We start from the raw sequence: 22523 nt of genomic DNA on the forward strand, positions 1-22523 counted from the left end.
CTCGCCATCTCGCCAACGCACAATACGCTGCAGTCTGTTCAAGATTGTCGCCATCAAGCATCATTCCTTGCAAGCAAGTCCTTGTTCTCAAAATAGCAGTGGTACACTGGTGCAATAAGTTCTACTAGTTCTACTGACGCTGTATCTACAAAATTGCAAAACGCATGGAGACTGGCGGTCTAAAGAAAGAACGCGATGTGCCCATACTGGCATTCGCCATTTGCATCTGCCTGATTGCAGTCGCAATCATAGGGCAGAGCTGGTGGTCTATAGCCCAGGATAAGGCGCTGACCATCAATGCGGCACAGGAACATAATTTCCTGGCGGTCCGCATGCTGGAAGAGCATGTCAGTGAAGTCATGCGTGGTGCCGTGCGGGTGACGACGGTGGCCAGTCAAGAAGTTCTCTCAGAAACCAGGGTATCGGCAAACGAATCCCGGCAACTGCAACAAATCCTGGCCATGCAGAGGCAGGAATCTGAATCCATCCATGCACTCTCCGTATTTGATGCACAAGGACTATGGCTGGCGTCCAGCCAGATGGGCGCTGCTGTACCTGAAAAAGTCGAAGAGCAGCGCCATATAAAATTCTTGCTTGAACATCCCGAAGAGAGCAAGGTGGTATTGGGCGATGCTTATCAGTTGCAGCAGGGCGGTCAGTGGATTTTGCCCCTTGTTAAAAACTTCTTTGACAAGGGCGGCAAACGTGCGGGTTTGATACAGGCTGACATCCAGCTACGCTATCTCTATGATTTTTATGAGCGCATTGCCCTGGGCAGTGGCGCCAGCATTGTCCTCTACGATGAATCGGGCAGGAAGCTGGCCGCCGCCGGGCTCAAAGACCGCGATTATTCCAGGCCGGTGCTGAAGAATTTTATCCGCGACAAGTCGCCGGAAGGTGCCTTGCGGGATGTTGATGAAGAAGGCAGGGCCTGGCTCATCAGTTATAGAAAGATCAGCGATCTTCCTTTGATACTGGTGTATGCGCGCGAAAGCAGCGTCATCCTGACGGACTGGAATGCCAGAGTCACACAAAAGATCATGGTAACAGCGGTGACGGCAGGTTTCATTTTTTTGCTGGCATTACTGCTGCTATGGCAGATACGCCATTTGCGCGACTCCAGAAACCGCCTGGAGGCCAGCGAGAGCCGTTACCGGCTGATTTATCAGGGCGCACAGGATGCCATCCTGCTCATCAGCCGTGACTATATCTATGTTGATTGCAATCCGGCTGCCGTTGCCTTCTTTGGCGTCAATACTCCAGAAGAGGTGATAGGGCGCAAGGTTGGCAGTTTTTCGCCCAGTGTCCAGTCCGTAGCCGGGTATGCGAGCCAGGATAAGGATGTGCTGGTCGCCACTCTGATAGACCAGGCTTTTAAAGGCGAGCCGCAGCGCTTTGAGTGGGTGACCGTCAGGAATGATCAGATACAGCACACAGAAATTTCATTGAGCAGGGTTGAGGTTGATGGCGAAATGCTCCTGTTTTGCGTGGAGCGCGATATCAATGCGCGCAAATACAGCGAGTTATTGATCGCCGGACAAAACCGCCTGCTGAAACTGATAGGCGGCGAAGAAGAGCTGACGTCGATACTGGAAGCAGTCAGCCAGTTTGTTGAAAAACTATGCCCTCACTGGCGTTGCGGCATACAACTGCTGGCTGACGACAGGCGTAGCTTTGCCCATGCGACCGGCAGCCGTTTTCCAGAAGTCTTGCTGGCACAGATACCTGGCATGAGTTTGAGTCATGGCAGCGGCATCTGGTCTGAAAGTGCATTGACCATGGAGCCAGTCTGGCTACGCGAGTTTTTGCAGGCACCTGCAATGCAGTTCGTGAACGACGTGGAAACCCTGGCCGAATTTTCTTCTTGTGCAGCCTGGCCCATCTTTGGCAAGAATGGTCAGTTGCTCGGCAGTTTCAGCCTGTTTTCGTATAGCCGTGAGCCCCTGAGTGAAAAAGACCTGGGCCTGGTCAGGGTGACGGTGGATATTGCCGGTATTGCCATAGAAGGCCGCCGTTCAGAAAAGAAAATCATGCAGCTCGCCCATTATGATGAGCTGACGGGTTTGCCTAACCGCTTCCTGTACAACCAGCATCTGGCGCGTTCATTGGCGATTGCCGAGCGTAACCGCAGCCAGTTGGCCGTGTTATTCCTCGATCTTGACCGTTTTAAGAATATTAACGACACCTTTGGTCATGATGAAGGTGACAATGTCTTGCGTACCATCGCGCACAGCTTCCGGCAATGCCTGCGTGAATCCGACATCATTGCCCGCATAGGCGGGGACGAATTCATCCTGCTGATCGACCAGTTCAATGAGGCGCGCGACCTTGGTGATGTGGCTGACAAGCTCTTGTATGCTGCTGCCCAGCCTTTCGAGATAGATGGACAGGAATGCCAGCTCAGCGCCAGCATAGGCATAGCCACCTTTCCTGCTGACGGCAGAGATGCCCAGACTCTGCTCAAAAATGCCGACATTGCCATGTACAAGGCAAAAAACAAGGGTAAGGACAATTACCAGTTCTATGCCTCGGAAATGAATACCCATACCGTGGAGAGGCTGGCCTTTGAGGCACGTCTGCGCAAGGCGCTGGAAAGGCGTGAGTTTGTCGTGCATTACCAGCCCAAACTCGATGTCAAAACCGAGCGCATAGTCGGTGCCGAGGCACTGGTACGCTGGAACCATCCGGAACGTGGGGTGTTGTCTCCTGTCGAATTCATCGGCCTGGCGGAAGAAGCTGGCCTAATCTCCCGCCTGGGTATGCTGGTACTCGACATTGCCTGCCGCGACATTTTAAGTTTTCGCAATGTAGATAAGGATTTTGGCCGGGTAGCCATCAACCTGTCTGGCGCGCAGTTCAACGATGCCCACATGCTGGAAGAAGTCAAAAGCGTGGTCGATTTCTGGCGCGTGCCTTCCAACTCCATTGAGTTTGAGATTACAGAAAGCATGGTCATGCATAACCGTGAGCAGGCCATCCTGCTCATGGATGGCCTCAAGGAAGCCGGATTTACCCTGTCCATAGACGATTTTGGCACGGGTTACTCGTCCCTTGCTTACCTCAAACGCTTCCCTGTTGACAGCGTCAAGGTCGACCGCTCCTTCATTAAGGACATCCCTGACGACCCGAATGACACCGCCATTGTGCTGGCCATCGTCGCCATGGCCCATACCCTGGGCATCAAGGTCATTGCCGAGGGCGTAGATTCAGCCATACAGCTGGAAACCTTGCGTGATTGCAAATGTGATGAATTCCAGGGTTTCTATTTCAGCAAGGCCGTGCCTGACAAGGAATTTTTGCAATTATTGCAGCGTCAAAGAAGGGAAACTTAATAGCTATACATCGTCAGCCTGCTCACCGGGCATGCAGTGCTGGATTAGCTCACTAATTCAACTGCTTTTGGTATGAAAACCTGCCCATGCAGGCCATTTTTCAGCGATAATCTGCCCCCTTGTTCATCATCCTCAATACAGCAAAGTTTATTAATTGTCACTTCAGCGGCTAAAAAGCGGCGATCTCCTCTTTCCTGCAGGCATTTTCCCAAAGTAGCTCATCCCAAAACGCAACAGTCTGGGATAAACACATGGTTATATGTAAGGAGCTACTTTCACTATGTAGTGTAAGTACCTAATTTATCAGGATAAATTCCGCAGGTGCCTCAGGGCTTCACCTCAACTGTTGGCGCTAAGTCATTGACTTCATTAGAAATTTTCCCAATTTACCCCGCAAATACGCTTGACCACGCTCAAGTCATCCTCTAAAGTGGGCAATAGTGTGAAAAAGTGTAATTTTGTGGCATAGAATTCCTAATTTCGCTTACATTCCATCCGTGGCCAGATAGACAGATTTTCAGGAAAAAAGGTAATAGCGTGTTTCAGGGGGCGTCCTCACTCAATCTCGATGCAAAAGGCAGGATGTCTATCCCCGCCCGGCACCGTGACGCGCTCAATGTTCAATGCGAAGGCCGGATTACCCTGACCCGCCACCCGGATGGTTGTCTCCTGCTCTTCCCGCGCCCTACCTGGGAGTCCCACCGTGAACAAATCGCTGCCTGGCCCATACAAGCACGCGACTGGAAACGTATTTTTCTCGGCAATGCATTTGATGTTGACATGGATGGCGCTGGCCGCATCCTGGTTGCACCGGAGTTGCGTAGTGCCGTCGGCATGCAGCGCGATGTCATGCTGCTCGGCATGGGCAGCCATTTTGAGATTTGGGATGCTGCCAAGCTGGCAGAAAACGAGGCAAAAGCCATCGCTGGCGGCGCTCCTGATGTATTAAACAATTTTTCTTTCTGATCGCGGGCAATGAGTATTCAGCAAGCGGCAGATTTTACGCACCAGACAGTGCTGTTGCATGAGGCTGTAGATGCGCTCGGCATCGCAGGCGAACGTAGCAACGGTATTTATGTCGATGGCACCTTTGGCCGTGGTGGGCATAGCCGCCTGCTCTTGTCACAACTGGGCAGCAATGGCCGCCTGATTGCTTTTGACAAAGATACCCAGGCGATTGCCAGTGCAAAAGAAATTCAGGACCCGCGTTTTCATATCGTGCATGACAGTTTTGCAAGCATTGCTGAAGCCTTGCCTGAGCTTGGCGTCAGCAAGGTCGATGGCATTCTGATGGACTTGGGCATCTCATCGCCGCAAGTGGATGATGCCAGCCGGGGTTTCAGCTTCAGGTCAGATGGTCCGCTCGACATGCGCATGGATACCACGCGTGGCATTTCTGCAGCCGAATGGCTGGCAACTGCCGAAGAAGAACAAATTACGGAGGTTATAAAAAATTATGGGGAAGAACGGTTTGCTTTTCAGATTGCAAAGGCGATTGTTGCTCGCAGGAAGACAGACGCCATTCGTGGAACACGACAGCTCGCAGAAATCGTCGCACACGCCGTCAAAACTCGCGAGAAGGGTAAAGACCCGGCAACTCGCACCTTTCAGGCTATACGGATTTTCATCAATCAGGAGCTTGAAGATCTCGAAATAGGTCTGGCGGCAGCTTATCAGGCATTGGCTCCTTACGGGCGCATGTCGGTCATCAGTTTCCATTCACTCGAAGACCGTATCGTGAAGCAGTTCTTTGCTTCCAAGGTCAAGGTGGAGCAGCCTGACCGCCGTTTGCCCATACGCCATATCGATTTGCCGCAACCGCAGATGCGCCTGTTGAACCGTATCAAGCCTTCCGAGGCTGAGGTCAGTGCCAATCCGCGTTCGCGTTCAGCAATTTTGCGGGTAGCAGAGCGTCTGCCAGAGGTGGCTGCATGAGTACCCGCTGGAATATTATCCTGGCCGCGGCATTGATTGCCTGTGCCCTGTCATTGATCAATGCGCAGTATCAGGCACGTCGCCTGTTTATAGAGCTGGAGCGGGAGCAAAGTTTAAGCAAGCAATATGAATTGCAATGGACGCAACTGAAACTCGATCAATCCACCTACGGCAAGCATGCGCGCATAGAAGCAACAGCGGCACGTGAATTGAACATGGTTGCTGTGACCCCTGAACGCACGCAGTACCTCAAAGCAGTGGAGGCAAAATGAGCAGATCAGCAAGTACATCCCGTACCGCCGCTGCACGCGGCGTTGCCTTTTCTTCCAGCCCTTTACTGGATGTGAAGCTGCCTGCCTGGCGTTCACGCTTTATCCTGTTTTTATTGTTTGCAGCTTTTATCGCCCTGATTGCCAAAGCACTGTATCTGCAAGGATTTACCAAGGACTTTTTGCAGAAGGAAGGGGCCAATCGTTATGCCCGCACGCTGGAATTGCCTGCGACCCGCGGCAAGATCACTGACCGCAATGGTCAGGTGCTGGCTTCCTCCGTGCCTGTCAAAGCCATCTGGGCGATTCCTGACGATGTGCTGGTAGCGCCCAAGGAAAAATTGCAGCAACTGGCCAAATTGCTCGACATGACTGAGGCAGAATTGCGCAAGAAGCTCGATTCTGACCGCCAGTTTGTCTATCTGAAACGCCAGGTAGAACCTGCCATCTCAGACCAGATAGTGGCTCTGGCCATACCCGGCATAGAAACCCGTAAGGAATACAAACGCTTTTATCCAGAAGGCGAAGTCATGGCCCATGTGGTTGGCTTCACCAATGTGGAAGATATAGGACAAGAAGGTATAGAGCTGGCATCGGAAAAAAACCTGGCGGGCAAGACCGGGAGTCGCCGTGTCATCAAAGACAGACTGGGCCATATCGTTGAAGATATACAGGCCGTGCGTGAACCGCATGATGGCAAGGATCTGACGCTGTCGATAGACAGCAAGATCCAGTACATTGCATTTACGCATTTGAAGGAAGCCGTAGAAAAACACAAGGCCAAGGCGGGTGGTGCGGTAGTGCTGGATGTCCAGACTGGCGAGGTACTGGCACTGGTGAACCTGCCTACCTATAACCCGAACGACCGCTCTGTACTGACTGGCGCGCAATTGCGTAACCGTGTCATGACCGATACTTTTGAGCCAGGTTCGACGATGAAGCCGGTGACCGTTGCCCTGGCGCTGGAAACTGGCCGCGTCACGCCTGATACCGTATTCCAGACCGCGCCTGGTGTGATGTCCATCGGTCCCGCACTGATACACGATGCCCACAAACAGGGTTCTCTGACAGTTGCGCAAGTTATACAAAAGTCCTCGAATATCGGCACGGTGAAAATGGCCTTGCAAATGCCACCGCAAGAAATGTGGGAAATGTTTACCACCCTGGGTTTTGGCCAGCAGCCAAAATTCGGTTTCCCTGGTGCGGTTGCCGGGCGTTTGCGCAATTACAAGAACTGGCGTCCTATTGAGCAAGCCACCATGAGCTATGGACACGGTATCTCGGTGTCACTCATACAGATGGCACGCGCCTATATGATTTTTGCCAGGAATGGCGACATGATCCCGCTGACTTTCCAAAAGTCGGCGGAATTGCCACAAGGCTCACGCGTCATTTCTGAAAAGACGGCAAAACAGATGCGTCTGATGATGGAAGCTGTGACTGAGCCGGGCGGCACTGCTACCCAGGCCCGCATCGCTGGTTATCGTGTTGCAGGAAAGACGGGTACTGCCCATAAGCTGGAGGGTGGCCGCTATGTGAATAAATATGTGGGTGATTTCGTCGGCTTTGCGCCGGTATCCAATCCGCGCGTGATCGTCGCGGTCATGATAGACGAGCCCAGCAGCGGTGGTTATTACGGCGGCACTGTTGCCGCTCCGGTATTCGCGGCTATCACAGCGAACGTCTTGCGTTCGCTGAACGTGCCGCCTGACTCATCCGTCACCAGCATTATTCCTGAGACCAGCGTACAGGAAAGCATGTAAATGACACAGAAAAATATAATTATGATAGCAATACTGGACTGGCTGAAGCAGCATGCGCCGAATGCGCAATTGCGTTCAGATTCCCGCTCCATACAAACAGGGGATGTCTTCTTTGCCTTGCGCACCCACATTACCGATGGCCGTGCACACATAGCCCATGCGGTCGCCAATGGCGCAATCGCAGTGGTGTATGAAGCAAATGAATTCACATGGGATGAGGCACTCAACTCACTCAAGGTCGCACATCTGCCGATAGATAATCTGCAGGACGTGGTTGGCCATGTCGCCCATGCCTGGTATGGGCAGCCAGATAATGGCTGGTTCAATGTGGCCGTTACCGGCACCAATGGCAAGACTTCCTGCACACAATGGATAGCCAAAGCGCTTTCGCTGAGTGGTATGCCTGCGGCTGTCATCGGCACCTTGGGCATAGGCCAGTACCGCAATGGTATCCTTGGGCAACTGGCAGAAACTGGTTACACCACGCCCGACGCCATAGGCTTGCAGCAAAAACTGTCCGACTTGCAGCGCGATGGTGCACAGGCACTGGCGATAGAAGCTTCTTCCATAGGCCTGGACCAGGGCCGTTTGAACGGTCTGCATTTTGATGTGGCCGTGCTGACGAATCTGACGCGTGATCATCTTGATTACCATGGCGACATGCAGGGCTATGCCGCAGCCAAAACAAAGCTGTTTGACTGGCAAAGCCTGGGTACGGCTGTCATCAACCTGGATGATGCTTATGGTCTGGAACTGGTCAAGCATCTGCAAGCCAGTCAGCCAGCTACCAAGCTGCTGGGCTACAGTCTGGAAAAAGAACTCGTATCGGGCATAGATGCACTGGTCGCCAGCAATCTGAAAACCAGCCATGCAGGTACCAGCTTCCATCTTGAATCTCCTTATGGCGCGGCGCAAGTCAAGACACAGCTCATAGGCAAGTTCAATGTCAGCAATATCCTGGCGGTACTCGCCGTGTTGCTGAGCAAGGGCATCGCCCTGAACAAGGCAGTAGGCATCATAGAAAAACTCACACCGGTCCCTGGCCGCATGCAATTGCTGGGTACTGCCGGTCATGTCATGGTCGTTATTGATTATGCGCACACGCCAGATGCACTCGAAAAAACCCTGGAAGCCTTGCAGCAGGTTGCGCAAGAAAGAGCCGGGGCTTTGTGGTGTGTGTTTGGTTGCGGCGGTGACCGTGATCCGGGCAAGCGGCCGCAGATGGGCAAGATTGCTGAGCTGGCGCAACATGTTGTTGTCACCAGTGACAATCCGCGCAGTGAAAATCCATCGCAGATCATAGAAGACATTCTCAAAGGCATGACGGGCACGCCGCAAGTAATCGAAGACCGCGCCAATGCGATCCTGTATGCGATCAAGCATGCAGATCATCATGATGTAGTTTTGCTGGCTGGCAAAGGCCATGAAACCTATCAGGATATCAATGGCAAGAAATGGCCATTCTCCGATGAAGAGCATGCCGCACTCTCACTTGCTACTGTCGCAACCAGCGGTAATACGAAGAGGGGAAGCTGATGGAATTCACTCTTCAGGAATTACAAGCTGCCATGCCTGCGGCGAAACTGACTGGTGATGCCGGTGTCGTCACCCGCATCACTGGTCTGACCACTGACAGCCGCAAAGTTGGCGCTGGCGATCTGTTCGTTGCCCTGCGCGGTGAAAACTTTGATGCCCATGATTTCTTGCCGCAAGTCGCGGCTGCCGGTGCTGCAGCAGTGATCGCTGAACGCCTGCCTGCAGATTTCAGCCTGCCAGCCTTGCAGATGGCAGACAGCAAACTGGCGCTGGTAAAAGTAGGGCGCTTCTGGCGTCAGAAGTTTGAGCTGCCCGTCATTGGTGTGACAGGCAGCAACGGCAAGACCACCGTCAAGGAAATGATTTCTTCTATCCTGGCGGCAGCGTTTGGTGCAGATGGCCGTCTGGCGACCGCAGGCAATTTGAACAATGAAATCGGCGTGCCCCTGACCATCATGCAATTGCATGCCGGACATAAGGCCGCCGTCATAGAAATGGGCATGAACCATCCTGGTGAAATCGCCTTGCTGGCATCTGCCGCAATGCCTACCGTGGCATTGGTCAACAATGCACAGCGCGAACATCAGGAATTCATGCAAAACGTGGAAGCAGTGGCGCGCGAAAATGGTGTGGCGATACAGTGTCTGCCAGATGATGGCGTGGCTGTATTCCCTGCTAACGATACTTATACAGCTTTATGGCAATCCTTTGCGTCTGAACGCGGTCAGCGTAAAACCCTGACTTTTGGTCTGACACCTGACGCTGATGTGCATGCGACTTACCTGCCCAGCGTGTTTGGCAGTGATTTGCAAATCAACCTGGCTGGCCAGGTATTGTCAGTACGTCTGAATGCAGCAGGCCAGCACAATGTCTTGAATGCGCTTGCCGCTGCGGCTTGCTGCCATGCGACCGGCATCAGCAAAGAAGCCATCGTTGCAGGACTCGAAAATTTCTCACCAGTCAATGGTCGCCTGCAACGCAAGCAAGCACATTGCGGTGCAACCGTGATTGATGACAGCTATAACGCCAATCCTGATTCTGTGCGTGCTGCGATTGATGTGCTGGCACAAATCGGTGGTGACACTGCGCTGGTACTCGGTGACATGGGCGAGGTTGGTGAAAACGGCGCGCAATTCCATCATGAAATTGGCGAGTATGCGCAGCAGCGCGGCATCAAGAAATTGCTACTGCTCGGTGAGTTGGTTGCCCATGCTGCACAAGGCTATGGTGCAGGTGCCCAGCATTTCGCCAGCGTGGAAAACCTGTGCCAGAACCTTGATGCACAAGTATCCGCTGACACCATAGTTCTGGTCAAAGGCTCGCGTTTCATGAAGATGGAAAGAGTCGTTGCGCATCTTTTGGCAGCAGACGATAAAGAAAAAAATACATTACAACAAAAAATAATAGGGAATCACTAGTATGTTGCTCTGGTTGGCTGAAATGTTAAAGCAGGATATAGGCTGGCTGCGCGTCTTTGGGTTTATTACCTTCCGCGCAGTTTTTGCCACGATGACGGCCATCTCCATCGGTATTTTTGCTGGTCCAGCGGTTATCCGCATGCTGACCAGGCTCAAGGTAGGCCAGGCTGTGCGCAGCTATGGCATGGAAACACATTTGGTTAAATCCGGTACGCCTACCATGGGGGGCGTACTGGTCTTGATTTCGATTGGCATCTCCACTTTATTGTGGGGTGATTTGAGCAACCGTTTTATCTGGGTAGTCATGATAGTCACCCTCGGTTATGGTGCAGTAGGTTGGGTTGATGATTACCGCAAGGTGGTTTACAAAGACCCTGAAGGCATGCGCTCCAGGGAAAAATATTTCTGGCAATCGCTGATAGGTTTGATCGCTGCTTTTTATCTGGCGTTTTCAGTCTCTGCACCAAGCAATTCAAAAGTGCTGGAATTGTTTATCGCCTGGGTACAGTCCGGCTTCAATATGGATTTGCCACCCAAGGCAGATTTGATCGTGCCCTTTTTTAAAACTGTCAGCTATCCCCTCGGCGTCTGGGGTTTTATCGCTTTGACTTATTGCGTCATCGTCGGTACCAGCAATGCCGTGAATTTTACTGATGGCCTCGATGGTCTGGCCATCATGCCTACCATCATGGTCGGTTCTGCCCTGGGTCTGTTTGCTTACCTGACGGGTAATGTCGGTTATGCCAAATATCTGTTGATACCGCATATACCAGGCGCTGGTGAATTGCTGATTTTCTGTGGTGCGATGGCCGGGGCTGGTCTGGCTTTTCTCTGGTTCAATGCTCACCCCGCACAAGTATTCATGGGTGACGTAGGGGCACTCGCCTTGGGTGGCGCACTGGGTACGGTGGCAGTCATCGTCAGGCAAGAAATTGTGCTGTTCATCATGGGTGGTATTTTTGTGGCAGAGACTTTGTCCGTCATGCTGCAAGTCAGTTACTTCAAATACACCAAGAGGAAATATGGCGAAGGCCGCCGCCTGTTGTTGATGGCACCTTTGCATCACCATTTTGAGAAAAAAGGCTGGAAAGAAACCCAGGTTGTCGTGCGTTTCTGGATCATCACCATGTTGCTGGTGCTGATAGGTTTGTCTTCACTGAAGTTACGTTAAATAAGTTACGTTAAATAAGTTACGTTAAGAGATAGATATAGAGTTTATGGATTTTTCAGGTAAACATGTACTGGTTCTGGGCCTGGGTGAAACCGGGCTGGCGATGGCGCAATGGCTGTTGCGCGCCGGTGCACGCCTGCGTGTTGCCGATACTCGTGAAGCCCCCGACAGGTTGCCACAATTGCAGGCACTGTCAGATCAGGTGGAATTTATTGGCGGTCCATTCAACCCGGCATTGCTCGATGATGTTGAGTTGATGGCAGTCAGCCCCGGTTTGTCACCTCTGCGTGAATTGCAGGAACTGTTACCAATAGCTGCTGAAAAAAATATCCCGGTCTGGGGCGAGATAGAGTTGTTTGCCCAGGCTCTGCAAGCTTTGAAGGCTGAGCGCGAATACCAGCCTAAAGTCATCGCCATCACTGGCACCAATGGCAAAACCACCGTTACCAGCCTGGTTGGTTTGCTGGTAGAGCGTGCCGGTTTGACAGTCAAGGTCGCAGGCAATATCAGCCCGGCTGTACTCGATGTTTTGCGTGAGTGCCTGGAGCAAGACAGTCTGCCGCAAGTCTGGGTGCTGGAATTGTCCAGCTTCCAGTTGCATACCACGCATAGTCTGCAAGCCGATGTGGCAACCGTATTGAATATCACCCAGGACCATCTGGACTGGCATGGCAGCCTGCAAGCGTATTGCGCTGACAAGGCAAAGATTTTTGGCGAACAGACTTTGCAAGTCCTGAACCGTGATGATGCACTTGTCATGTCCATGGCCAAGCCGCATGGCAATGCAGTCAGCTTTGGTGTCGATGCACCCAAACACCTGGCGGACATGGGTTTGCTGAATGAGCATGGCATGGGCTGGCTGGCGGTAGCAAATCCGGCAGAAGACGCACCTGTTGTCACGAATAGCCGTCGCAAGAAAAAAGAAGTCGAAGAAATGCCGGTCATCATCAGCCGCCTGATGCCGACGGATGCCTTGCAAATCCGTGGTCAGCATAATGCGGCAAATGCCCTGGCTGCCCTGGCTTTGTGCCGTGGCATAGGTTTGTCATTTGCGCCCCTGCTGCATGGTTTGCGTGATTACAAAGGCGAACCGCACAGGGTAGAGCAGGTTGCCAATATAGCCGGCGTTGATTATATCGACGACAGCAAGGGGACCAATGTTGGTGCCACGGTCGCTGCTTTGAGAGGCCTGGGCCAGCAATCTGACGCATTGCATAAACGGATTATTTTGATTGCCGGTGGCGAGGGCAAGGGCCAGGATTTTTCTCCTCTGGCTGATCCGGTCGAGCGTTATACCAAAGCTGTCATATTGATAGGCAAAGCCAAAGACGAGTTGCAACAGGCATTGGCAGTGACCGGCGTGTCTGTACACGATGTCGCAACACTGGAAATGGCAGTGCAGGCAGCGGCTGAGATGGCGGCAGATGGCGACATCGTTCTGCTGTCACCGGCTTGCGCGAGTCTGGACATGTTCCGCAATTATGCCCATCGCGCTGAAGTGTTTGTCGATGCGGTGCGTGAAATCGCACTGGCACGCGGGGAGGTCTGCTGATGCGTCAGTTGTTGCTCCCACTGCAAAGATGGTCCCCGTTTGGCGCACCGCCAGCGAGTACCAACCTGGTCAGCCGGTCCAAGATGATGGACTATGACCAGCCTTTGGTGTGGGTGACAATTATCCTGATGCTGTTTGGCATGGTCATGGTGTATTCGGCTTCCATCTCTTTGCCTGATTCACCCAAGTATGCCAATTACAAAAATTCGCATTTCCTGATTCGTCAGGCGATCTTTGTCGTGGTGGCCCTGATCGCAGGTGCATTGGTATTCCGTATCCCGATCGCGACCTGGCAAAAATATGCACCTTATTTATTTGTGGCGACCCTGGTCTTGCTGGTAGCAGTATTGATACCGGGTCTGGGCAAGGGCGTCAATGGTGCCAAACGCTGGTTGTCTTTCAAAGTCTTGAATTTGCAACCTTCTGAATTGATGAAGCTGTTCATGGTCTTGTATGCCGCCGACTATACCGTGCGCAAACAGGAATACATGCACAAACTGACCAAGGGTTTCGTCCCCATGCTGGCAGCGGTTGGCATCGTGGGTTTGCTGTTATTGCTGGAGCCTGACCTGGGTGCTTTTGGCGTCATCGTTTGTATCGCCATGGGCATCCTGTTTTTGGGGGGTATCAACGGCGTCTGGTTCGGTGGCATTGCCGCTACCCTGATCGGTATCTTTACTGCGGTTATCTTGATATCGCCATGGCGGCGTGAACGTATTTTTGCCTACCTTAGCCCATTTGACGAAGATCATGCACTGGGCAAGGCCTACCAGCTGACACATTCGCTGATTGCATTTGGCCGTGGTGAATTATTTGGCGTAGGCCTCGGTGCCAGCGTACAAAAACTGCATTACCTGCCAGAAGCACACACAGATTTTTTGCTGGCTGTCATCGGAGAAGAGCTGGGATTCGTTGGTGTCATGGCAGTCGTACTTTTATTTTACTGGTTGCTGAAACGCGCTTTTGAAATCGGCAGGCAAGCGATAGCGCTGGATCAGACCTTTGCCGGTTTGCTGGCCAAGGGCATAGGTATCTGGATAGGTGTGCAGGCGTTTATTAATATGGGGGTTAACCTGGGCTTGTTGCCTACCAAAGGTTTGACCCTGCCTTTGATGAGTTATGGTGGTTCTGGTGTCATGATTAATTGTGTGGGTTTGGCGATTTTGTTGCGTGTCGATTATGAAAACCGCGTCTTGATGCGTGGAGGCCGTGCATGAGCCAGGCCATACAAAAAATGCCAAAAAAATTGCTGATCATGGCAGCCGGCACAGGTGGGCATATCTTCCCTGGTCTGGCGATAGCCGACATCATGCGCGAACGCGGCTGGCAAGTCAGCTGGCTGGGTACGCAGATAGGCATGGAAGGGCAGATCGTACCCAAGCACAATATCGCCATGGACAATATTGATTTCTCTGGCTTGCGTGGCAAGGGTTTGTCGCACACGGTCAGCGGTGCTTTTAAACTGGTCAAGAGTTTCTTTAGCTGCTTTAGCATCATCGGTCGCCGTCAGCCAGATGTGGTATTGGGCATGGGCGGTTATGTGACCGTGCCTGGCGGCATCATGGCAGCCTTGCGCGGTAAGCCAGTTGTGTTGATGAATGCGGATGCTGCCTTGCTGCTGTCGAACAAGGCTTTGCGTCCTTTCGCCAGTAAATTACTGTTTGGTCTGCCATCGGCAACAGTAACAGCGGATCAGAAAACAACTGTTATTGGCAACCCCATACGCAAAGAAATTTGCGAATTGCCAGCGCCAGCGACACGTTATGCAGAACGCACTGGCCCTTTGCGCATACTGGTCGTTGGCGGCAGCCTGGGTGCCAAGGTATTGAATGACGCAGTACCTCAGGCGGTGGCCTTGCTGCCAGAAGCCCAGCGTCCACTGATTACACATCAGTCTGGCAAACAACATATAGAAGCTTTGCGCCAAAGTTATGCGCAGGCAGGTGTGCAGGCTGAAGTGCTGGACTTTATCGACGACATGCCGCGCCGCTATGCCGAGGCTGATCTGGTGATTTGCCGCGCCGGTGCGATTACTGTGTCTGAACTGACTGCTGCCGGTGTGGCCAGCATACTCGTGCCTTTCATGGCGTCAAGCACTTCGCATCAAAAAGAAAACGCCATCTGGATGGCAGGACAAAAAGCCGCCATCCATTTGCCACAAACTGAATTAAGCCCAGCCTTGCTGGCAGAAAAATTAAAAGTACTGGACAGAGCGCAATGCCTGGCGATGGCTGAAACAGCCTACGCCCTGGGGCAGCGCGAAGCCAGTGCCAACATCGCCCATATTCTGGAAGCATTAGCATGAAACACAAAGTCAAACACATCCATTTTGTAGGCATAGGCGGCTCGGGCATGAGCGGTATCGCCGAAGTCTTGTTGAATCTCGGCTACACTATCTCCGGTTCTGACCTCGGCAGCAATGCTGCTTCAAAACGACTGGCGCAGCTGGGTGCAAACGTCATGCTGGGTCACGCGGCAGAAAATATTGCGGGTGCAGATGCTGTCGTGACATCGACGGCAGTTAAGGGTGATAACCCTGAAGTCATCGCTGCCCGCGCCAAACATATCCCCATCGTGCCACGCGCCATGATGCTGGCAGAACTCATGCGTTTGAAAAGCGGTATCGCGATTGCCGGTACACATGGCAAGACGACGACGACCAGCCTGGTTGCCAGTGTATTGGCACAAGGTGGTCTCGACCCGACTTTCGTCATCGGCGGTTTGCTCAATAGTGCTGGTGCCAATGCCAAACTGGGTAGCGGCGATTTCATCGTGGCAGAAGCCGATGAATCTGATGCTTCTTTCCTCAATCTCTTGCCAGTGATTGAAGTCATCACCAATATCGATGCCGACCATATGGAAACCTATGGTCATGACTTCGCCCGCCTGAAACAGGCTTTCATCGAATTTACCCAGCGATTGCCATTCTACGGCGTGGCAGTTTTGTGCCTGGATGATGCGAACGTGCGTGAAATCATGCCTTTCGTATCCAAACCCATCGTCACTTATGGTTTTCATGCAGATGCCGATGTACGTGCAGTGGATGCTACAGCCGCCAATGGCAAGATGCATTTCACCGTAGTGCAAGATGGCTATGAGAATATGCAGGTCAGCCTGAACCAGCCTGGCATGCACAATGTACAAAATGCCTGCGCCGCGATAGCGATAGCGCGTGAAGTCGGTGTCAGCGATGAGGCAACGCAAAAAGCGCTGAGCGAATTCAACGGTGTAGGTCGTCGCTTTACCCGCTATGGTGAAATCGCTCTGGCCAATGGCGGCACTTTTGCCCTGGTGGATGACTATGGTCATCATCCAGTGGAAATGGCTGCTACTTTGGCGGCAGCACGTGGCGCTTATCCAGGCCGCAGGCTGGTGCTGGCTTTCCAGCCGCACCGTTATACCCGTACCCGTGATCTGTTTGAAGATTTCGTCCGTGTGATTTCTGATGCTGACGCGGTGGTACTGGCAGAAGTCTATGCCGCTGGCGAAGCACCGATATTGGCGGCAGATGGCCGCTCCCTGTCGCGCGCCCTGCGCGTCATGGGCAAGGTAGAGCCGGTATTTGTAGAAGATATTTTGGAAATGCCCGACAGTATTTTACGGGTATTGAAAGACGGCGATGTAGTCATCGTCATGGGGGCAGGTTCCATCAATGCTGTGCCGGCAAAACTGGCGCAGTCAGTGTAAATGTAGAAAACAAGTGATCAGATCATCATGAGCGAATTGAATTTGAAATCTCTGGGCAAAGTAGGCGTGTTATTTGGCGGGCGTTCGGCTGAGCGTGAAATCTCCCTGATGTCCGGTACTGGCGTATTGCAAGCCTTGAAAAGCAAAGGCATAGATGCCCATGGTTTTGACACGGCAGAACGCAGCATCGCTGAATTGGCCGCAGAAAAATTTGACCGTGTTTTCATTGCCCTGCATGGCCGCTATGGTGAAGATGGCAGTCTGCAAGGTGTGCTGGAGCAATTGAATATTCCTTACACGGGCAGCGGTGTCATGGCATCAGCGATCGCCATGGACAAGATTTTTACCAAGCGTATCTGGCAAACCTATGGCCTGAGCACTCCTGCTTATGCCGTGTTGACCGGCCAGACTGAATTGCGCCGTGTGCCGGACGAACTTGGTTTGCCACTTATCATCAAGCCGCCACATGAGGGTTCTACAATAGGTATCACCAAGGTCGTCGGATATTCAGATATGCAGGAGGCCTATGCTTTGGCGGCCCAGTTTGATGAAGTCGTGCTGGCAGAAGAATTTGTCGAAGGCCGCGAATTGACAGTGGCGATACTCGGCAAGGGTGAGCAGGCGTATGCATTGCCGATTACTGAAATCGTGGCACCTGATGGTAACTACGATTACCAGAACAAGTATTTTACTGATGACACGCAATACATTTGCCCGGCAGTCCTGGAACAGGATTTGACCGATGCCATCCGCAAAATGGCTGTCGATGCTTACCGCGCACTGGATTGCGAAGGCTGGGCCAGGGTTGATGTCTTGTTGCGCAAGTCGGATAACAAACCGTTCTTGCTGGAGATTAATACTTCTCCAGGCATGACCGGGCATTCGCTGGTGCCCATGGCAGCCAAGGCAGTAGGCATCAGTTATGAAGACTTGTGTGTGGAAATTTTGAAGACAGCAAGCTTGAAAATTAAATCTGAAACAAAAAAGTAAACGAGTAAGAGTAAAAAATGTGGCATGACAGCAAGCTGATGAACAATACCGCGAATGCCCTGTTTGGGCTGGTACTGTTCATCTTGGTGTTGTCAGGCGTCTGGTGGGTAATACAAAGGCCATTTTTTACCTTGCGCGTGATACGGGTAGAAGCGAGCAGTGCGGTTGATAGTGCAGGTTTACGGCATGTGAATACGCTGACGATCAGGAACACGGCTTTACCCAAGATCAGGGGTAATTTTTTTACTGCAAATCTGGATGCGGTAAGAACAGCTTTTGAAGCAGTACCCTGGGTGCGCAAGGCCAGCGTACAAAGAGAATGGCCGAACAAACTCATCGTCACCCTGGAAGAACATGTGGCACTGGGCACCTGGGGTGAAAACGGGCAATTGATTTCTGCCAAGGGCGATGTGTTCACCGCCAACCTGGCAGAGGCCGAGGATGATGCAGATCTGGTGGCCCTGAGTGGACCGGATGGTAGTGAAAAAGAAGTGCTGGCGCAGTATCTGGAATTTAAAAACTGGTTTGCCAGGATCAGTCTGGCACCGGATGAAGTGAGTTACTCCAGTCGTTATGCCTGGAGTCTGAAGTTGAATAATGGCATGCAGGTGCAATTGGGCAGAGTGCAGGATGCAACAACGCTCAAGAGCAGGGTGGATAAACTGATGACAGTCTATCCGCAACTGCTGGCTAGTTTGCAGGACAGTATTGAAAGTGTGGACATGCGTTATCCGAATGGCCTGGCGCTCAAATCGAGTCATAGCAATATCGGATCAAAAAAGCAAACAAAAGCAAGTGGAAAGACATGACAAAAGACGCTAAAAATCTGATCGTTGGTCTCGATATCGGCACCTCAAAAATTGTGGCGGTCGTGGCAGAAGTCATGCCTGACGGCAGGCATGAAGTCATAGGCCTGGGCCAGCATGAATCCAAGGGGCTGAAAAAAGGCGTCGTCGTTAATATCGAGGCGACCGTCGAATCCATACAGCGCGCTTTGGAAGAAGCCGAGTTGATGGCGGACTGCAAGATACGCAATGTATATACCGGTATTGCCGGCAGCCATATCCGCAGCTTTAATTCCAGCGGCATGGTGGCTATCAAGGATAAGGAAGTCACCGCAGCTGACGTTTCGCGCGTGATAGAAACTGCCAAGGCTGTCAATATTCCTACTGACCAGCAATTGCTGCATACCTTGCCGCAAGAATTTATCGTTGATAGCCAGGACGATGTGCGCGAACCGATAGGTATGAGCGGTATACGTCTCGAAGTCAAAGTGCATATCGTTACCGGTGCTGTGTCTGCGGTGCAGAACATCGTCAAATGCGTACGCCGTTGCGGCCTTGAAGTATCTGACCTGATCTTGCAACCTATGGCCTCGGCTGAAGCCGTGCTGACCAAGGATGAAAAAGAGCTGGGCGTGGTACTCATCGATATCGGTGGCGGCACAACTGACGTTGCAGTATTCAGCGAAGGTGCGATACGACACACTGCTGTGATACCGATAGCCGGTGACCAGATCACCAATGATATCGCGATGGCCTTGCGCACGCCGACCTCGGAAGCAGAAGAAATCAAGGTGCGTTTTGGTGTCGCCAAACAGGTATTGGCTGATCCGTCCGACACGCTGGAAGTGCCTGGTCTTGGTGACCGCGGCCCGCGCTCCTTGTCGCGCCAGGCTTTGGCGGCAGTGATAGAGCCGCGCGTTGAAGAATTGTTTGCGTTGGTGCACCAGGTGGTGCGTGAATCCGGCTATGAAGATGTGCTCTCATCCGGCATCGTTTTGACAGGCGGTTCTGCTGCCATGCCGGGCATGGTCGAGATGGCAGAAGACATCTTTTTGAAGCCGACCAGATTAGGCATGCCAGCGTATAGCGGACAGTTGGCAGATGTCGTGCGCAGCCTGCGTTATGCCACAGTTTTGGGGTTGTTGTTGGAAGCGAAGAAGCAGTATTTGCGCGGTCATCTGGTCACTCGGCAAGAAGGTTCAGCCAAAGCGGTCTGGCAACGCATGAAAGAGTGGTTTTTAGGGAATTTTTAGCTTGTATTTTGTATCTAATTTGGTGTAGTCATTTTATAATAGTTCGATATACAGTTATTAGTCGCTAGTCGTCACATCCCGGTGATGCCTAGCGACTGATAACTGCCTACCTGGAGGAGTCATGATGGAGTTCGATATGGTTGATAACGCCACACAAGGCACCGTAATCAAGGTTGTCGGCGTAGGTGGCGCAGGCGGCAATGCGGTTCAGCACATGATCAACAAAGGCGTGTCCGGCGTTGAGTTCATTGCAGCAAACACAGATGCGCAAGCACTGTTGCAGTCTAAAGCAAACAATGTGATACAGATCGGCGAGACCGGTCTGGGCGCAGGTATGAAACCCGAAGTCGGCCGTAAGCTGGCTGAGGATTCCCGTGCCCGCATCGAAGACGCATTGCGCGGCGCGCACATGGTATTTATCGCTGCAGGTATGGGCGGTGGTACAGGTACTGGTGCTGCTCCCGTAGTTGCGCAAGTCGCCAAAGAACTGGGTGCGCTGACCGTGGCCGTGGTTTCCAAACCATTTTCCTACGAAGGTCAGAAATGCATGGACATCGCCGACGAAGGCCTGGAAGCCTTGTCTCAGCATGTCGATTCCCTGATCATCATTCTCAACGAAAAACTCGAAGAGATTTATGAAGACGACAGCATGATCGAATGGCTGCAACATGCCGATGATGTCCTGAACAATGCCGTCGCCGGTATTGCCGAGATCATCAATGTGCCTGGCCATATCAACGTCGATTTCAATGACGTGAAAACCATCATGGGCGAACAAGGCAAGGCCATGATGGGTACGGCGACAGCTTCTGGTGTTGATCGCGCCCGCATCGCTGCTGAACAGGCAGTTGCATCTCCACTGCTGGATGGTATCGATTTGTCTGGTGCACGCGGCGTGTTGGTGAATGTCACAGCGAGCCGTGGTCTCAAAGGTAAAGAGATCAAGGAAGTCATGTCCACCGTGCGCGCTTTCGCTGCACCGGACGCATCGATTGCCCAGGGTATCGCTTATGACGACAACATGGGTGACGATATCCGTGTGACGGTAGTTGCAACCGGCTTGGGTCGTGGCAAGAAAAATATCCAGCTGGTGCAAACACCTATGCTGCGTACCGGTACGCACAATGAAACCGTGATGGCCAGCCCGGTCATGACTTCTGCCACCATCAGCACTGGTGCTGCAACTGGTTCCGCAGGATTTGATGGCTTGAGCAAACCTGCAGTATGGCGCCGTGAATCTGCGTCAGAAACAGTACGTGCCCTGGAAAAAAATGGCATGGAAACCTACGATATCCCAGCTTTCCTGCGCAAACAGGCTGACTGATTTATCTGGTTTTTCAGCAGAACGCCAGCTTCAGAAGAGGCTGGCGTTTTTTATTTGCTGATCGAAAATTCAGACCAAAAAGCTCACCACAGAGGCACAGAGGGAGGAAAGTCTGCTTGCAAGCAGACTTCGTTCCGCAGGCGCGCGGCATGCCGCACGAATTCCCTGCTACACCACAGAGGAAAAACAAGAGAGAAAAAGCTTTGGGGTTCTCTTGCCTTTCTCGGTGTCTCTGTGCCTCTGTGGTTAATGGTCTTAAGCTTTTACCTTTTAACTTCTGCAAGAAAATTCTAGCTCAGGCATACTTGCGTCCTTCACTGTCGGTGTTGATATGGCTCAAACTTCCTGCTTTTGGTGGAGGCGGCATACAGCAAGGCAGTGAATATCCGAATACTTATCTAGGGAGCATAAAATGACAATCAAGATTGGCGATACCCTGCCTGAAGGCAGCCTGGCAGAATTTATTGAAGTGGAATCAGAAGGATGTTCACTCGGCCCAAATACATTTAAGGTCGCAGACCTGACCAAAGGTAAAACCATTGCGATTTTTGGCCTGCCTGGCGCGTACACGCCAACTTGCTCAGCCAAGCATGTGCCTGGCTATGTTGCGCTGGCAGCAGATTTGAAAGCCAAGGGCGTTGATGAAATCTGGTGTATCTCCGTCAATGACGCATTCGTCATGGGCGCATGGGGCCGTGATCAAAAATCCACTGGCATCGTCCGCATGATGGCAGACGGCAATGCAGATTTCAGCAAAGCGCTGGGCCTGGATGCAGATTTCAGCAAATTTGGCATGGGCACACGTTCCCAGCGTTATTCTTTGCTGGCTGTTGACGGTGTCGTCAAACAACTGAATATCGAAGAAGGCGGCAAGTTTGAAGTATCGAACGCAGAAACGCTGTTGGCACAATTGGGCTAATCAGGTTTTCTGATTTGCATCAAGAAAGGCGCTGAGTGCTCACTGACTGCACTGAGCGTCTTTTTTATTGCATGCATGGCTGCTTTAGTCTAATGATTTGCTCATGATATGCGACTGCACGCCATAACCCTGGGCAGCATAAAAATCCATGGCATTGCGGTTGAAGTCAAACACCTCCAGCCTGATTTCCACTGCCTCATGCTCGCGTGCCCAGTTCGTTGCGCCATCCATCAATAATTTCCCTATCCCCCGTTTCTGATGATTACCAGATACTACGATCGTGCCTATGCGGCAAATACGGCGTCGGTACAAGAAGGGAATCGTGGTGTTTTCATGCCAGCTCATGGTGATGAAGCCCAGAACCTGTTCAGCGTCGCAGGCCAGCAAGGCGCAACCGGCAGGATTTTCAAATGTGCCATGCCAGAATTGGCGGTCAAGTTCTCGATTTGGTTTTTGTACGAAAACCTTGGGGCAGCGGCGTGGTGCTGGGCATTGATCTGGTCGCTGAGCTCACACATGGCTTCGAGATCTGCGGCTGAGGCACGGCGAATTTGAATTGTTGTTTTTGTATTCATTTTTAAGAAGAGTA

Annotated in this window: 18 protein-coding genes and 1 pseudogene; 18 read left to right on the forward strand and 1 reads right to left on the reverse strand. The window is 52.2% G+C overall.

Annotated elements, in window-relative coordinates; all coding sequences use genetic code 11:
• Positions 1-164: 164 nt before the first annotated feature.
• The 18 genes from UNDYM_RS03860 to UNDYM_RS03945 all read left to right on the forward strand — a co-directional run bounded on the left by UNDYM_RS03860 (position 165) and on the right by UNDYM_RS03945 (position 21934).
• A complete protein-coding gene (locus UNDYM_RS03860; protein WP_162039856.1) occupies positions 165-3332 on the forward strand; it encodes an EAL domain-containing protein in 3168 nt (1055 codons plus the stop codon).
• Positions 3333-3869: 537 nt separating this feature from the next.
• Positions 3870-4298, forward strand: coding sequence for a division/cell wall cluster transcriptional repressor MraZ (gene mraZ / locus UNDYM_RS03865; protein WP_162039857.1), 429 nt, complete (start codon positions 3870-3872; stop codon positions 4296-4298).
• Between the two features lie 9 nt (positions 4299-4307).
• Positions 4308-5267, forward strand: a complete 960-nt coding sequence (gene rsmH, locus UNDYM_RS03870) for a 16S rRNA (cytosine(1402)-N(4))-methyltransferase RsmH (RefSeq protein ID WP_162039858.1) — start codon at positions 4308-4310, stop codon at positions 5265-5267.
• Positions 5264-5539, forward strand: coding sequence for a cell division protein FtsL (gene ftsL, locus UNDYM_RS03875; protein WP_162039859.1), 276 nt, complete (start codon positions 5264-5266; stop codon positions 5537-5539). Before rsmH ends, ftsL begins: the two co-directional genes overlap by 4 nt.
• Positions 5536-7299, forward strand: coding sequence for a penicillin-binding protein 2 (locus tag UNDYM_RS03880; protein WP_162039860.1), 1764 nt, complete (start codon positions 5536-5538; stop codon positions 7297-7299). Before ftsL ends, UNDYM_RS03880 begins: the two co-directional genes overlap by 4 nt.
• Positions 7300-7320: 21 nt before the next feature.
• Positions 7321-8835: a UDP-N-acetylmuramoyl-L-alanyl-D-glutamate--2,6-diaminopimelate ligase gene (locus UNDYM_RS03885; protein ID WP_232063689.1), complete on the forward strand. Its 1515-nt coding sequence runs from the start codon at positions 7321-7323 to the stop codon at positions 8833-8835.
• Positions 8835-10253, forward strand: a complete 1419-nt coding sequence (murF, locus tag UNDYM_RS03890; RefSeq protein WP_162039862.1) for a UDP-N-acetylmuramoyl-tripeptide--D-alanyl-D-alanine ligase — start codon at positions 8835-8837, stop codon at positions 10251-10253. The genes UNDYM_RS03885 and murF overlap by 1 nt, the downstream gene beginning before the upstream one ends.
• 1 nt (position 10254) lies before the next feature.
• Positions 10255-11424 carry a phospho-N-acetylmuramoyl-pentapeptide-transferase gene (mraY, locus tag UNDYM_RS03895; RefSeq protein ID WP_162039863.1) on the forward strand — a complete coding sequence of 390 codons (1170 nt, stop codon included), beginning with the start codon at positions 10255-10257 and terminating at the stop codon, positions 11422-11424.
• Between the two features lie 46 nt (positions 11425-11470).
• A complete protein-coding gene (murD, locus tag UNDYM_RS03900; protein WP_162039864.1) occupies positions 11471-12976 on the forward strand; it encodes a UDP-N-acetylmuramoyl-L-alanine--D-glutamate ligase in 1506 nt (501 codons plus the stop codon).
• An 83-nt stretch (positions 12977-13059) separates the two neighbouring features.
• Positions 13060-14193, forward strand: a complete 1134-nt coding sequence (ftsW, locus tag UNDYM_RS03905) for a putative lipid II flippase FtsW (RefSeq protein ID WP_232064077.1) — start codon at positions 13060-13062, stop codon at positions 14191-14193.
• Entirely contained in the window at positions 14190-15281 is a 1092-nt protein-coding gene (murG, locus tag UNDYM_RS03910) for an undecaprenyldiphospho-muramoylpentapeptide beta-N-acetylglucosaminyltransferase (protein WP_232063690.1), read from the forward strand. The genes ftsW and murG overlap by 4 nt, the downstream gene beginning before the upstream one ends.
• Complete coding sequence (murC, locus tag UNDYM_RS03915; protein WP_162039866.1) at positions 15278-16663, forward strand: UDP-N-acetylmuramate--L-alanine ligase; 1386 nt, start codon at positions 15278-15280, stop codon at positions 16661-16663. The genes murG and murC overlap by 4 nt, the downstream gene beginning before the upstream one ends.
• Before the next feature lie 27 nt (positions 16664-16690).
• Positions 16691-17653, forward strand: a complete 963-nt coding sequence (locus tag UNDYM_RS03920; RefSeq protein WP_174244921.1) for a D-alanine--D-alanine ligase — start codon at positions 16691-16693, stop codon at positions 17651-17653.
• 17 nt (positions 17654-17670) lie between these two features.
• Entirely contained in the window at positions 17671-18462 is a 792-nt protein-coding gene (locus UNDYM_RS03925) for a cell division protein FtsQ/DivIB (RefSeq protein ID WP_162039867.1), read from the forward strand.
• Positions 18459-19691 (forward strand): cell division protein FtsA, encoded by a 1233-nt coding sequence (gene ftsA / locus UNDYM_RS03930; RefSeq protein WP_110255262.1) that lies wholly within the window; start codon positions 18459-18461, stop codon positions 19689-19691. The genes UNDYM_RS03925 and ftsA overlap by 4 nt, the downstream gene beginning before the upstream one ends.
• A 124-nt stretch (positions 19692-19815) precedes the next feature.
• Positions 19816-21015: a cell division protein FtsZ gene (gene ftsZ / locus UNDYM_RS03935; RefSeq protein ID WP_162039868.1), complete on the forward strand. Its 1200-nt coding sequence runs from the start codon at positions 19816-19818 to the stop codon at positions 21013-21015.
• Positions 21016-21131: 116 nt separating this feature from the next.
• Positions 21132-21431 carry a hypothetical protein gene (locus UNDYM_RS03940; protein WP_162039869.1) on the forward strand — a complete coding sequence of 100 codons (300 nt, stop codon included), beginning with the start codon at positions 21132-21134 and terminating at the stop codon, positions 21429-21431.
• Positions 21428-21934, forward strand: coding sequence for a peroxiredoxin (locus tag UNDYM_RS03945; protein ID WP_110255260.1), 507 nt, complete (start codon positions 21428-21430; stop codon positions 21932-21934). The genes UNDYM_RS03940 and UNDYM_RS03945 overlap by 4 nt, the downstream gene beginning before the upstream one ends.
• An 84-nt stretch (positions 21935-22018) precedes the next feature.
• On the opposite strand, the pseudogene UNDYM_RS03950 reads toward UNDYM_RS03945, so the two are convergent.
• Positions 22019-22369: pseudogene (locus tag UNDYM_RS03950) on the reverse strand (GNAT family N-acetyltransferase); the annotation flags it as partial.
• Positions 22370-22523 lie beyond the last annotated feature (154 nt).

This window comes from Undibacterium sp. YM2 (assembly GCF_009937975.1).
Classification (GTDB): Bacteria; Pseudomonadota; Gammaproteobacteria; order Burkholderiales; family Burkholderiaceae_D; genus Undibacterium.